The 13,421-nt window shown below is 68.1% G+C and carries 9 protein-coding genes and 3 rRNA genes; 5 read left to right on the top strand and 7 right to left on the bottom strand.

What is annotated here, in order from left to right; all coding sequences use genetic code 11:
- Positions 1-85: 85 nt before the first annotated feature.
- Positions 86-427 (top strand): SCP2 sterol-binding domain-containing protein, encoded by a 342-nt coding sequence (locus FHU30_RS21750; RefSeq protein ID WP_253878380.1) that lies wholly within the window; start codon positions 86-88, stop codon positions 425-427.
- 48 nt (positions 428-475) lie between these two features.
- Here FHU30_RS21750 and FHU30_RS21755 read toward each other — a convergent pair whose 3' ends face one another.
- From FHU30_RS21755 to FHU30_RS21765, 3 genes are all read right to left on the bottom strand, one after another.
- Entirely contained in the window at positions 476-1,489 is a 1,014-nt protein-coding gene (locus FHU30_RS21755) for an HAD-IIA family hydrolase (RefSeq protein ID WP_253878381.1), read from the bottom strand.
- Positions 1,486-1,635: a hypothetical protein gene (locus FHU30_RS21760; protein ID WP_253878382.1), complete on the bottom strand. Its 150-nt coding sequence runs from the start codon at positions 1,633-1,635 to the stop codon at positions 1,486-1,488. Before FHU30_RS21760 ends, FHU30_RS21755 begins: the two co-directional genes overlap by 4 nt.
- Before the next feature lie 89 nt (positions 1,636-1,724).
- Positions 1,725-2,156: a tetratricopeptide repeat protein gene (locus FHU30_RS21765; protein WP_253878383.1), complete on the bottom strand. Its 432-nt coding sequence runs from the start codon at positions 2,154-2,156 to the stop codon at positions 1,725-1,727.
- Positions 2,157-2,226: 70 nt separating this feature from the next.
- On the opposite strand from FHU30_RS21765, the gene FHU30_RS21770 reads away from it, so the two are divergent.
- The 3 genes from FHU30_RS21770 to FHU30_RS21780 all read left to right on the top strand — a co-directional run bounded on the left by FHU30_RS21770 (position 2,227) and on the right by FHU30_RS21780 (position 5,107).
- Positions 2,227-3,573, top strand: coding sequence for a DUF1015 family protein (locus tag FHU30_RS21770; protein WP_253878384.1), 1,347 nt, complete (start codon positions 2,227-2,229; stop codon positions 3,571-3,573).
- A gap of 52 nt (positions 3,574-3,625) precedes the next feature.
- Entirely contained in the window at positions 3,626-4,027 is a 402-nt protein-coding gene (locus tag FHU30_RS21775; RefSeq protein ID WP_253878385.1) for an NUDIX hydrolase, read from the top strand.
- A gap of 141 nt (positions 4,028-4,168) precedes the next feature.
- A complete protein-coding gene (locus FHU30_RS21780; protein WP_253878386.1) occupies positions 4,169-5,107 on the top strand; it encodes an MBL fold metallo-hydrolase in 939 nt (312 codons plus the stop codon).
- A gap of 92 nt (positions 5,108-5,199) precedes the next feature.
- Here the strand turns inward: FHU30_RS21780 and FHU30_RS21785 are convergent, their stop codons facing one another.
- A complete protein-coding gene (locus FHU30_RS21785; RefSeq protein WP_253878387.1) occupies positions 5,200-6,150 on the bottom strand; it encodes a hypothetical protein in 951 nt (316 codons plus the stop codon).
- Here FHU30_RS21785 and FHU30_RS21790 point away from each other — a divergent pair.
- On the top strand, positions 6,139-7,869 hold the full coding sequence (locus FHU30_RS21790; protein ID WP_253878388.1) for a hypothetical protein: 1,731 nt from the start codon (positions 6,139-6,141) through the stop codon (positions 7,867-7,869). The genes FHU30_RS21785 and FHU30_RS21790 overlap by 12 nt on opposite strands.
- Positions 7,870-7,912: 43 nt before the next feature.
- Here FHU30_RS21790 and rrf read toward each other — a convergent pair.
- The 3 genes from rrf to FHU30_RS21805 form a co-directional block, all read right to left on the bottom strand.
- Positions 7,913-8,029 (bottom strand): 5S ribosomal RNA (rrf, locus tag FHU30_RS21795).
- Between the two features lie 147 nt (positions 8,030-8,176).
- A 23S ribosomal RNA gene (locus FHU30_RS21800) occupies positions 8,177-11,284 on the bottom strand.
- A 403-nt stretch (positions 11,285-11,687) separates the two neighbouring features.
- A 16S ribosomal RNA gene (locus tag FHU30_RS21805) occupies positions 11,688-13,216 on the bottom strand.
- Together the 16S, 23S and 5S rRNA genes form the textbook arrangement of a ribosomal RNA operon.
- Positions 13,217-13,421: the final 205 nt, after the last annotated feature.

The raw sequence follows: 13,421 nt of genomic DNA on the forward strand, positions 1-13,421 counted from the left end.
CGCGCCCCGGGTCGCCCGGGGTCCGGTCAGAACGCTACCGTCCCTGGACGACATCGTTGTCGACCGAACGGGGAACGGCCTGACCATGGCCAACGAGGAGGAGTGCCGCGCCGCGCTCGACAAGATCGCAGAGCGGCTGGCCGAGGTGGACGCCGACAAGCTCGCCCGGCACGTGGTGGAGCGGACGATCAGCTGCCGCGTGCCCGACCTCGGGCTGGCCTTCCGCACCCGCCTGCACGCGGGCGGCCTGGATCCCTTCGAGACCACCGACGATCCGAGGTCGGCGCAGGTCCGGCTCACCGCGAGCAGCGACGACCTGGTGGCGCTCGCCTACGACGAGCTGAACCCGGCCAAGGCCTGGGCGGCCGGCCGGCTCAAGATCGAGGCGAGCATCTTCGACCTGCTCAGGCTCCGCAAGCTCATGTAGCGCCCCCGGTTCAATGGACGGACGGCAGGCCGGACCCCGGCGTCCGGCTCAGTCCGCGGACGGCAGGTCGAGCTTCTCCAGGGCGTCGCACACCGCGTCGGGCCGGACGGTGCCGTCCGTCCGCCAGGACGCGGCGGCCAGCGCGCGCAGCCCGTCGTACGGGTCGCCGCCGCCGTCCAGCGCGATCGTGTCGCCGGTCCAGCGGGCCGTCCAGCCGCCGCAGCGGTCGGCGTCGCCGTCCCGCACGGTCTCGGGATGCGGGACGAGCAGCCCGGTCAGATCCGGCGCGATGTAGGTCGGACGCTGCTTCGGCGGCGCGATGAGGAGACCGAGCGGCTCGGTCACGCCGGTCAGCACGAGCAGGCTGTCGGCGCCGCCGTTGTACGCGCCCTCGATGTCGGTGTCCAGCCGGTCGCCGACCACAAGTGGACGCTCGGCCCCGGTGCGCAGTATGGCCTCCCGGTGCAGCGGGCGCTCCGGCTTGCCGGTCACGATCGGCGCGACACCGGTCGCGGTCCTGATCACGCTCAGCAGCGCGCCGTTGCCCGGCTTCGCCGGTCCGGACTCGCCGGGGATCGTCGTGTCGCCGTTGGACCCGACGAACAGCGCGCCCCGCGCGACCGCCTTCCCGCCCTCGGCGAGCAGCCCGTACCCGAGGTCCGGGCTGAACCCCTGCACGACCGCGGCCGGGTCGTCCGCGGCCACCGACACGGGGCGCAGGCCCTGGTCGTAGAGCGCGACCCGCAGCGCCGACCCGCCGACGACCAGCACCTTCGCGCCGGCGGGCAGCCGCTCGGCGAGCAGCCGCGCCGCCGCCTGCGCGGAGGTGATCACGTCGTCGGGGGCGGCCGGCACGCCGACCTCGCCCAGCAGCGCGACGACCGCCGCCGGCGTCCGCGAGGCGTTGTTGGTCACGAACGCCAGCCGCTGCCCGGCCGCGCGCGCCTTGTCCAGCGACTCCGCCGCCTTCGGCACCGGCCTGCGCCCGACGTACACCACGCCGTCCAGATCAAGCAGCGCGACGTCGTACGCCTCGCTGAGCGGCCTGTCCGAACCCTTCACCGCAGCCCCTTCCACCACCACACCGACAAATCCGTCCCGGCCTCGGCGCCCGCGCCGTCCGGACGCCCCGGTCCGCGCCCGCGCCGTCCGGACGCCCCGGTCCGCGCTCCCGGCGTCCCAGAGCGGCCGTCAGGCCACATCTTCATCCCTGGCGAGCCACTCTTCCGTCCACCTGTGCGTCGCGCGCCTGCCGCGGCGCTCGGCGGAGGGCGGGTTCCATCCCACAGGATGCCGGTCAGCGGCGCGCTTCCAGGGTGGCGCGGGCGTGCCGGAGGGCGTTCGCATAGTCCTTGTTGTCCGGACGCATCGCCACGGCGAGCGCGAGGTGCTCCACCGCGCCGGAGAAGTCGCCGACGCGGCTGAGGGACAGGCCGAGGCCGAACAGCGCGTAGTCCTCGGCCGGGTCCTGCTCGACGATGATGCGGAAGTTCTCGGCGGCCTGCTCGAACAGCCGCGCGCCGAACTGCGCGCGGGCCAGGGCCTCGCGGACGCTGCGCGAGGACGGCTCGGCCTCCGCGGCCCGCGCGAGCAGCTGGACGGCCGCGGCGGCGCTGCCGGACCTCAGCAGCTCCAGGCCCCGGGTGTACCAGTCGTAGACGCCGCCCTCGGGGGCGGCGCGATCCTCTCCGGTCTCGTCCGGTCGCCGCTCCGGCCCGTCACCGCGCATCTGGCCTCCCTCGGACTGCGATCATCTCGACCGTACCCGGCCGCCGGGGGAATCCCCTCCGGCGGTTACCATGCCCACAGTGGAACGAGACCTCCCCTCCGGACCGACGACGACCTCGGAGGAGTTCAGTGCGCGCGTCTTCGGCGCGTCCGGGCCCGCGGCCGGTGCGGGGCTGGAGCTGGCGCCGTTCCGCGGCGTCCGGTTCGACCCGTCCGTGGTCGGCGACCTGGCCACGGTCACCACGCCGCCCTACGACCTCATCGACGACGCCGAGCGGCGGCGGCTGCTGTCGGAGGGCGGGCACAACTTCGTCCGGCTGATCCTGCCCGGCCAGCCCGGCGGCGGGTACCGCGAGGCGGGCGAGACGCTGCGCCGCTGGCTGGACGAGGGCGTGCTCAGCGTCGACGCCGACCCCGCCCTGTACGTCTACGAGGCCGCGGACGGCCCGGCGGTGCTCCAGCGCGGCCTGGTCGGCGCGGTCGGGCTCCGCCCCGAGTCGCAGGGCGTGATCCTCCCGCACGAGGACGTCTACCCCGGCCCGGTCCGCGACCGGCTCGCCCTGATGAGCGAGGCGCGCGCCAACCTGGAGCCGATCTTCCTGATCCACGAGGGCGGCGGCGACGCGGCCCGGATCGTGGACGAGGCCGCCGCGGCGCCCCCGCTCATGGAGTTCACCGCCGCGGACGGCCTGGTGCACCGGATGTGGCGGATCACCGACCCGGTCCGGGTCGCGCGGATCTCCGCCGACCTGCGCGGGCGCCAGGCGCTGATCGCCGACGGCCACCACCGCTACGCCACCTACCGGACGCTCCAGGCCCGCTACCACCGCTCCGGCTTCGGCGACGGCCCGTGGGACCACGGCCTCGCGCTGCTGGTCGACTCGACCCGCTACCCGCCGCGCCTGGGGGCCATCCACCGCGTCCTGCCCGGCCTGCCGCCGCGGCGGGCGCTGGAACGGGCCAAGGGCGTCCTGGACGTCACGTCCCTGCCGGACTCGCTCCCGCTGGCCCTGGAAGCCCTCACGGACGCGGCGGACCGTCCGGCGTTCCTGCTCGGCGGCGGGGACGGCCTGCACCTGCTCACCGACCCCGACCCCGCGCGGCTGGCGGCCGTCATGCCGCCGGACCGCTCCCCGCGCTGGCAGGGCCTCGACACCGCCGTCCTGGACCACCTGCTGATCGCGGGGGTCTGGGGCGTCCCGGAGAACGAGCGCAGCGTCGAGGTCGTCCACGACGATCCCGCCGCCGCGCTCGACCGGGCCCGCCAGGCCGGCGGCACCGCCGTGATCCTCAACCCGATGAGGTTCGAGGACGTCCTGGCCGTCGCGGGCAACGGCGAGCGCGTCCCGCGCAAGTCCACCTCGTTCGGCCCCAAACCGCGCATGGGCATGATCTTCCGCCTCCTGGCGCCGCCCTGACCCGCGGGGTGCGCGGGCGCCGCGCCGGAACCGGTCGGGTACGGTCGGGGCCGTGGGACGACTGATCGACAAGGTGGCGTGGCTGCGGCTCGAACAGGGCCGGGTCCTCGGCGCCCGCTCGCATGGCAAGGACTCCTACTACCTGCCCGGCGGCAAGCGGGAGCCGGGCGAGACCGACGAGCAGACCCTGCTGCGCGAGATCGCCGAGGAGCTGACCGTCGCGCTGGACCCGGCGACGCTGCGGCACGTCGGCACCTGGGAGGCCCAGGCGCACGGCAAGGACGAGGGCACCGTCGTCCGGATGACCTGCTACGCCGCCGACTACGCGGGCGCGCTGGCACCGGCCGCCGAGATCGCCGAGACGCGCTGGCTGCGCTACGCCGACCGCGGGTCCGTCTCCCCGGCCGTCCGGCTGATCTTCGACGACCTGCACGCCGCCGGCGACCTCCGCTGACCGTCCGCCACGCATGGGGACCTGCTCATTGCGCACGAGAACCCGCGCTGAGCGGTCTCGGGAGCCCGCGGGGCCGCGGCGCGACCGGTCTCCGGGGCCGGGGGCTGGAGAAACGGGCCGTCCCGGCGCGATGATCGGGGCATGGACACCAAGACCACGATCACACCGCTGGGCGGCGACGTCTACGAGATCGACACCAGGATGGCGGGCTTCAGCGGCATCACCGCCGGCTACCTGATCCTGTCCGACCGTCCCTGCCTGGTCGAGCCGGGGACGGCCGGGTCCGCGCCGGTCGTGAAGCGCGCCCTGGACGAGCTCGGTGTCGCCGCGTCCGACCTGGCGACCGTCGTGGTCACCCACATCCACCTCGACCACGCCGGGGGCGTCGGCGACATCGCCGAGCTGTACCCGGACGCCGAGGTCGTCGTGCACGAGAAGGGCGCGCGGCACCTCGCCAGCCCGGAACGGCTCATGCGCAGCGCCCGGATGGTCTACGGCGACATGCTCGACACCCTGTTCGGCGAGCTGAAGCCCACCGAGGCCGCCCGCATCCGCGCCGTGGAGGACACCGGCGTGATCGACCTCGGCGGCGGGCGCCGGTTGGAGTCGCACTACTCCCCCGGCCACGCCAAGCACCACGTCGGCCTGGTCGACTCGGCCACCGGCGATCTCTACGTCGGCGACGCCGCCGGGATCTACATCCCCGAGACGGCCGACGTCCGGCCCGCGACGCCGCCGCCGGACTTCGACCTCGACACCGCGCTCGGCTCGCTGGACAAGTTCAAGGCGCTCCAGCCGTCCCGCCTGCTCTTCGCCCACTACGGGCCGGTCACCGAGGTCCAGGACACCCTCGACCGGTCAGCCGAGGAGCTGCGCGTGTGGGTGGACGCCGTCCGCGCCGCGCAGGACGAGAGCCCCGAACTCGACCACGCCGTAGCCATGGTCCGCGACCGCACCGACGACCGCTACAAGATCACCGCCGAGGACGTCGACCCGGACCTGGCCCTCAAGTACGAGATCCTCAACAGCACCGAGAGCAACGTCGCCGGCATCATCCACGCCCTCAACCGGCACGCCTGACTCTTCGGGACGCGAACACCCCGGAAACGCGTGAGCGGGCCCTCCGGCGGATGATCCGTCGGAAGGCCCGCTCACGCGGTTCTTGCTCGTGCTCAGGCTGAGGGGTCGTCCTTGGGCTTCGCCTCGTCAGCCTTCGGGGCGGCGGCGGTCTCGTCGGACGCGTCCTTGGCAGACGCCTCGTCCGCGTCGTCCTCGTCCTCGTCGTCCTCGGCCTCGGGCTCTGCGGGCGGCTCGGCGTTCTCGACCTTCGGCTCCAGGAAGACCGGGGCCGGAGCGGCGGCCGCGTCGGCGACGGCGTCGTCGCCTTCGTAGACCTCCGGTGCGTCCGGCTCCTCCTCGACCCGCGGGTCGTCCTCGACCGGGACCTCGGCGGACGCCTCGTCGACGTCGACCGCCTCGGCCGTCTCCGGCGCGGACTCGGCCTCGCCGTCGGTGATCTCCTCGGTCCCGTCGTCCTCGGTGTCGAGGATGTCCAGGCCTTCGAGCTCGGCGTAGCGCTCGGCCGCGTCGGTCTCGCCGTCGCGGTCGGCCGCCGCCGAGCGGGCGAACCACTCGGAGGCCTCCTCCTCGCGACCGGCATCGACCAGCGCGTCGGCGTAGGCGTAGAACAGGCGCGCCGACCACGGACGCAGCCTGCGGTCGCGCAACTCCGGCACCTGGAGCGTCACCACGGCCGCGTCGAACTGGCCGAGGTCCCGGCGGACGCCGGACTCCACGATCCGCAGCTCGACCGCGCCCATCTGGTCCAGACGCGCCGCCTCCGGCGACTTGATCACGTCCAGTGCCCGCTCCGGACGGCCCAGACCGCGCTCGGCGTCGGCCATCACCGGCAGGTACGCCTCGTCGCCGGCGCCCAGGCGCCGCGCCGCGCGCAGCTCGGCGAGGGCGTCGGCCCACTCGCCCGCCGCGTACGCCGCGAGCCCGGCCGCCTCCCGGACGATCCCGACCCGCGAGGCCAGGCGGCGCGCCGCACGCGCGTGCTTGTACGCCGTCTCCGGGTCGTCCTCGGCCAGCCGGCCGGCCATCACCAGATGCCGAGCCACCCGGGCCGCGAGGTCCTTGGGCAGCGTGCGAAGCTCCTCAAGGGCCTCCTCGTCCAGCTCGGCACCGGTCACATCGTCCGGCAGCACCGGATCGTCGTGCTTCGGCGCCGGACGCTCGCCCTCGTCCCGGCGGTGCGGCGGCCCGTACGACCGGCGCTCGCCGTCCTGCGGACGACGTCCGCCACGGCCCTGGTAGCCACCGCCCCCACGGCGGTCATCCCGGTCGCGGTACCCGCCGGAACGCTCCTCGCGCCCTTGGGAGCCCTCACGACGGTCATCCCGCCCCTGGAACCCGCCACGCCGATCGTCCCGGCCCTGGTAACCGCCACGACGCTCGCCGCCACGGTCCTGGAAGCCACCGCGACGGTCGTCCCGTCCCCGGAAGCCACCACCACGGGCGTCACCGCCACGTCCGCCATCGCGTCCCTGGAAACCGCCACGACGCTCGCCGCCACGGTCCTGGAAGCCACCACGACGCTCGTCCCGGTCCTGAGAACCCGTACCGCGGTCGTCACGTCCCTGGAAGCCACCACGACGGTCATCGCGGCCCTGATAGCCACCACGCCGGTCGTCCCGGTCCTGGGGACCGCCACGGCGGTCGTCGCGGCTCTGGAACCCGCCACGACGATCGTCACGGCCTTGGAACCCGCCGCGTCGGTCATCGCGGCCCTGGTAACCGCCGCGCCCGCCATCGCGTCCCTGGAAACCGCCGGAGCGCTCGCCACGGCCCTGGAAACCACCAGAACGGTCGTCCCGCCCCTGGTATCCCTCGCGGCGGTCATCGCGGCCCTGGAAGCCACCACGACGGTCATCGCGGTCCTGCGGGCCGGTACGGCGATCGTCGCGGCCTTGGAAACCGCCACCACGCCTGTCGTCACGTCCCTGGAACCCACCGCCACGGCGGTCGTCACGTCCCTGGAAGCCGCCGCGCCCGCCATCACGACCCTGGAAGCCGCCACGGCGCTCGCCGCCACGGTCCTCGTAACGGCCGCCGCCACGACGGTCGTCACGGTCGCGGAAGCCGCCGCCGGAACGCTCGTCGCGGTCCTGGCGGAACCCGCCCGGACGCCGATCGCCCTGGGGACGGCCGCCCTGGCGGAAGCCTCCGCCACCGGGCCGGCTGTCTCCGCGCCCCTCGAAGCGCCGACCGCCACGGTCGTCGCTTCCGCCGGAGCGCCGGTCGTCCCTACCGCCACGGTCGTCGCGGTCGCCGAAACGCCGGTCGCCGCGGTCCTCGAAACGACGGCCCTGGCCGCCGCCCTGGAAGCGCCCGCCACCGGGACGGCCCTCGCGGCGGTCATCGCCGCCGGGCCCGCGCCGGTCGTCGGACCCGCGGAACGGACGACCCTGGTCGCGCTCATCGCGCTGCCCGCCCGGCCGGTCCCGCCAGCCGCCGCCCTGGTTGCCCCGGCCACCGGAGAACGAGCCTCCGCGAGAGCCCGGACCACCAGGCCGGCCGCGGTCCCCGCCGAAGCGGCCGCGTTCACCGCCGGAGCGCGGCGCGCCGCCGCGCGACCCGCCGTCACGCCGGGGGCCGTTGCCCCCGAAGCCGCCACGGGCACCGCCCGCACGACGGCCGGGCTCCCCCTGCCCGCCGTTCTTGCTCCGTCGTTCGCGGCCTTCTTCGCCTCGGCCGTCCTCTTCCGCGCTCATCACGTCCGTCACTTCTCGGTACTTCGATGGACCCTTGCAGCCTACTTTGACAGGTCCCATACATGAGTCGAGGGCCGCCCCCGAATCGGGGCGACCCTCGACAATTATAGTCCGGCGGCGTCCTACTCTCCCACACAGTCTCCCATGCAGTACCATCGGCGCTGAGGGGCTTAACTACCGGGTTCGGGATGGGACCGGGTGTTTCCCCCTCGCCATAACCACCGAACGATCAACGCACACACCCGCAGGGTGCGGCAAGTCTCGTCCGAGCCAGGCTCGGTATGTTGTTGTAGCGGAACCCAGTTGTTTTCTGGGAACCACACAGGGACGCGAATCATCTCATTTAACGCAGCGATTGGTTTGAACGCTATGTGTGTTCAAGCCACTCGGCCTATTAGTACCGGTCGACTCCACACGTTACCGCGCTTCCATCCCCGGCCTATCAACCCAATCGTCTCTTGGGGGCCTTACACACCCGAAGGTGTGGGAGAACTCATCTCGAGGAAGGCTTCCCGCTTAGATGCTTTCAGCGGTTATCCCGACCGAACGTAGCCAACCAGCCATGCCCCTGGCGGGACAACTGGCACACCAGAGGTTCGTCCGTCCCGGTCCTCTCGTACTAGGGACAGACCCTCATCAATTCTCCTACGCGCACAGCGGATAGGGACCGAACTGTCTCGCGACGTTCTAAACCCAGCTCGCGTGCCGCTTTAATGGGCGAACAGCCCAACCCTTGGGACCTACTCCAGCCCCAGGATGCGACGAGCCGACATCGAGGTGCCAAACCATCCCGTCGATATGGACTCTTGGGGAAGATCAGCCTGTTATCCCCGGGGTACCTTTTAGCCGTTGAGCGACACCGCTTCCACACGCCGGTGCCGGATCACTAGGCCCTGCTTTCGCACCTGCTCGACCTGTCGGTCTCACAGTCAAGCTCCCTTGTGCCCTTGCACTCACCACCTGATGACCAACCAGGCTGAGGGAACCTTTGGGCGCCTCCGTTACTCTTTAGGAGGCAACCGCCCCAGTTAAACTACCCACCAGGCACTGTCCCCCACCCGGATCCACGGGTGCGGGTTAGACGTCTAAGGCGACCAGAGTGGTATTTCACCAACGACTCCACGAACACTGGCGTGCCCGCTTCACAGTCTCCCACCTATCCTACACAAGACACATCAAACGCCAATGCCAAGCTATAGTGAAGGTCCCGGGGTCTTTCCGTCCTGCTGCGCGAAACGAGCATCTTTACTCGTACTGCAATTTCGCCGGGCCTGTGGTTGAGACAGCGGGGAAGTCGTTACGCCATTCGTGCAGGTCGGAACTTACCCGACAAGGAATTTCGCTACCTTAGGATGGTTATAGTTACCACCGCCGTTTACCGGCGCTTAGATTCTCAGCCTCGAAGTCGAAACTTCTAACCGGTCCTCTTAACGTTCCGGCACCGGGCAGGCGTCAGTCCGTATACAGCGTCTTACGACTTCGCACGGACCTGTGTTTTTAGTAAACAGTCGCTTCCCCCTGGCCTCTGCGACCACCCCCAGCTCACGGTGCAAGACCGGTCACCGGGCATGGTCCCCCTTCTCCCAAAGTTACGGGGGCAATTTGCCGAGTTCCTTAACCACAGTTCACCCGATCGCCTTGGTATTCTCTACCTGACCACCTGAGTCGGTTTAGGGTACGGGCCGCCGGCACACTCACTAGAGGCTTTTCTCGGCAGCATGGGATCACTCACTTCACCAAAAACGGCTCGGCATCACCTCTCACCCTTCACAGACCGCGGATTTGCCTACGGTCCGGGCTACAGGCTTACCCCGGGACAACCATCGCCCGGGCTGAGCTACCCTCCTGCGTCACCCCATCGCTCACCTACTACCGCATCGGGCCCCACGCTCCCCACACGAACAAGCCCGAAGGCTCGTAAGGTGGTTCGGGTGGTTAGCATCAACGGGCTCGGCGTTGGCGCGTACCAGCGGGTACGGGAATATCAACCCGTTGTCCATCGACTACGCCTGTCGGCCTCGCCTTAGGTCCCGACTTACCCTGGGCGGATTAGCCTGCCCCAGGAACCCTTGGTCATCCGGCGCACACGTTTCTCACGTGTGATTCGCTACTCATGCCTGCATTCTCACTCCCACACCCTCCACCGCACGATCACTCGACGGCTTCTTAGGATGCAGGACGCTCCCCTACCCATCCAAGCAGACGCTTGAATGCCACGGCTTCGGCGGTGTGCTTGAGCCCCGCTACATTGTCGGCGCGGAATCACTTGACCAGTGAGCTATTACGCACTCTTTCAAGGATGGCTGCTTCTAAGCCAACCTCCTGGTTGTCACGGCAACTCCACATCCTTTACCACTTAGCACACGCTTAGGGGCCTTAGCCGATGATCTGGGCTGTTTCCCTCTCGACTACGAAGCTTATCCCCCGCAGTCTCACTGCCACGCTCTCACTTACCGGCATTCGGAGTTTGGCTGACGTCAGTAACCTTGTCGGGCCCATCGGCCATCCAGTAGCTCTACCTCCGGCAAGAAACACGCAACGCTGCACCTAAATGCATTTCGGGGAGAACCAGCTATCACGGAGTTTGATTGGCCTTTCACCCCTAACCACAGGTCATCCCCCAGGTTTTCAACCCTGGTGGGTTCGGGCCTCCACACCGTCTTACCGGCGCTTCACCCTGCCCATGGCTAGATCACCCCGCTTCGGGTCTACAGCATGCGACTCAAACGCCCTCTTCAGACTCGCTTTCGCTACGGCTACCCACCACTGGTTAACCTCGCCACACACCATAACTCGCAGGCTCATTCTTCAAAAGGCACGCCATCACGAACACAGAGCCGAAACCCTGTGAGGACGCTCTGACGGCTTGTAGGCACACGGTTTCAGGTACTATTTCACGACCCCTCACCGGGGCACTTTTCACCTTTCCCTCACGGTACTGGTCCGCTATCGGTCATCAGGAAGTATTCAGCCTTACCACGTGGTCGTGGCAGATTCACACGAGATTTCACGGGCCTCGTGCTACTCGGGAACACACCCAGAAGCCACTGGAATTTCGTCTACCGGACTCTCACCGTCTACGGTCGGCCATCCCAAGCCGTTCAACTATCCCAGCAGTTTGTAACTCCTCGTCGAGATGGCAGTCTCAACAGGGTGGTCCCACAACCCCGCACACGCAACCCCTGCCAGGTATCACACGCGCACGGTTTAGGCTCCTCCGCTTTCGCTCACCACTACTCACGGAATCACTATTGTTTTCTCTTCCTGCGGGTACTGAGATGTTTCACTTCCCCGCGTTCCCACCAACCGGCCTATACATTCAACCGGCGGCGACACCCCATGACGAGTGCCAGGTTCCCCCATTCGGAAATCCCCGGATCAAAGTCTGGTTGCCGACTCCCCGAGGCATATCGCAGGCTCCCACGTCCTTCATCGGCTCCTGATGCCAAGGCATCCACCGTATGCCCTTAAAAACTTGAACACACAAAACGATCAAACAAATCGCAACAGAGAACAAAACTCACAAAGGAGTCTCGTTCAGAGATGCTCGCGTCCACTGTGTAGTTCTCAAAAAACAACCGGGCCTACCAGCGCGGCCGAACGGATCCCGTTCGGCCGTCATCCAGTCCCGCAGTCCAGAAGTCCCGGACACTCAACGTGTCCGTTCCTTCAGGACCCAACAGCGTGTCCAGCCTGCCGACCACCCGGGACTCCCGTTCCCCTCCCCTTGCGGGGCGGTACTAGCGAGACCGCATGACCTGCGGACTGAGTAGCCAGTGCTCCACATCTATGAGCAGCCATCCAGCGGACGTGCGCCGCTGATGATGGCCACCGACCATGACCCCAGGTTGCCCCGAGCGTCCTGGCCAGTTGGTGCTCCTTAGAAAGGAGGTGATCCAGCCGCACCTTCCGGTACGGCTACCTTGTTACGACTTCGTCCCAATCGCCGGCCCCACCTTCGACCGCTCCCCCCCTTGCGGGTTGGGCCACGGGCTTCGGGTGTTGCCGACTTTCGTGACGTGACGGGCGGTGTGTACAAGGCCCGGGAACGTATTCACCGCAGCGTTGCTGATCTGCGATTACTAGCGACTCCGACTTCATGGGGTCGAGTTGCAGACCCCAATCCGAACTGAGACCGGCTTTACGGGATTCGCTCCACCTCACGGTATCGCTGCCCTCTGTACCGGCCATTGTAGCATGTTTGCAGCCCAAGACATAAGGGGCATGATGACTTGACGTCATCCCCACCTTCCTCCGAGTTGACCCCGGCGGTCTCCCATGAGTCCCCACCACCCCCGAAGGAGCGTGCTGGCAACATGGAACGAGGGTTGCGCTCGTTGCGGGACTTAACCCAACATCTCACGACACGAGCTGACGACAGCCATGCACCACCTGTCACCCACCCACTAAAGGAACCCCTGTCTCCAGGGGGGCATGGGCGATGTCAAGCCTTGGTAAGGTTCTTCGCGTTGCGTCGAATTAAGCAACATGCTCCGCCGCTTGTGCGGGCCCCCGTCAATTCCTTTGAGTTTTAGCCTTGCGGCCGTACTCCCCAGGCGGGGCGCTTAATGCGTTAGCTACGGCGCGGAATCCGTGGAAGAACCCCACACCTAGCGCCCAACGTTTACGGCGTGGACTACCAGGGTATCTAATCCTGTTCGCTCCCCACGCTTTCGCTCCTCAGCGTCAGTACAGGCCCAGAGCACCGCCTTCGCCACCGGTGTTCCTCCCGATATCTGCGCATTTCACCGCTACACCGGGAATTCCATGCTCCCCTACCTGCCTCTAGCCTGCCCGTATCGAATGCAGACCCACGGTTAAGCCGTGGGCTTTCACACCCGACGCGACAAGCCGCCTACGAGCTCTTTACGCCCAATAATTCCGGACAACGCTTGCGCCCTACGTATTACCGCGGCTGCTGGCACGTAGTTAGCCGGCGCTTCTTCTGCACCTACCGTCACGTTAGCTTCGTCGGTGCTGAAAGGGGTTTACAACCCGAAGGCCGTCATCCCCCACGCGGCGTCGCTGCGTCAGGCTTCCGCCCATTGCGCAATATTCCCCACTGCTGCCTCCCGTAGGAGTCTGGGCCGTGTCTCAGTCCCAGTGTGACCGGTCGCCCTCTCAGGCCGGTTACCCGTCGTCGCCTTGGTAGGCCATCACCCCACCAACAAGCTGATAGGCCGCGAGCCCATCCCCAACCGAAAAACTTTCCACACACATCCCATGCGAGAGTGTGTCGCATCCGGTATTAGACCCAGTTTCCCAGGCTTATCCCAGAGTCAGGGGCAGGTTGCTCACGTGTTACTCACCCGTTCGCCGCTCGAGTACCCCCGAAGGGGCCTTTCCGCTCGACTTGCATGTGTTAAGCACGCCGCCAGCGTTCGTCCTGAGCCAGGATCAAACTCTCCATCAAGGTCCAACGACCACCCAGGGGGCGAACCCCAGGCAGCCAAACCTCATGAAGGATCCGAAGATCCCAGCAAAGCAATCCAAAGGATCGCTTGCCTCAAAGAAATCCCCACCCCGAACCAGAGGCTCGGAGTGCGGGGCGATCAGGCAAACCTGCCTGATCGATAAAGGCACTGGCTTTTAACACGCTGTTGAGTTCTCAAGAAACG

It is taken from the genome of Actinomadura rupiterrae (genome assembly GCF_024172125.1).
In the GTDB taxonomy this organism is placed as follows: Bacteria; Actinomycetota; Actinomycetes; order Streptosporangiales; family Streptosporangiaceae; genus Spirillospora; species Spirillospora rupiterrae.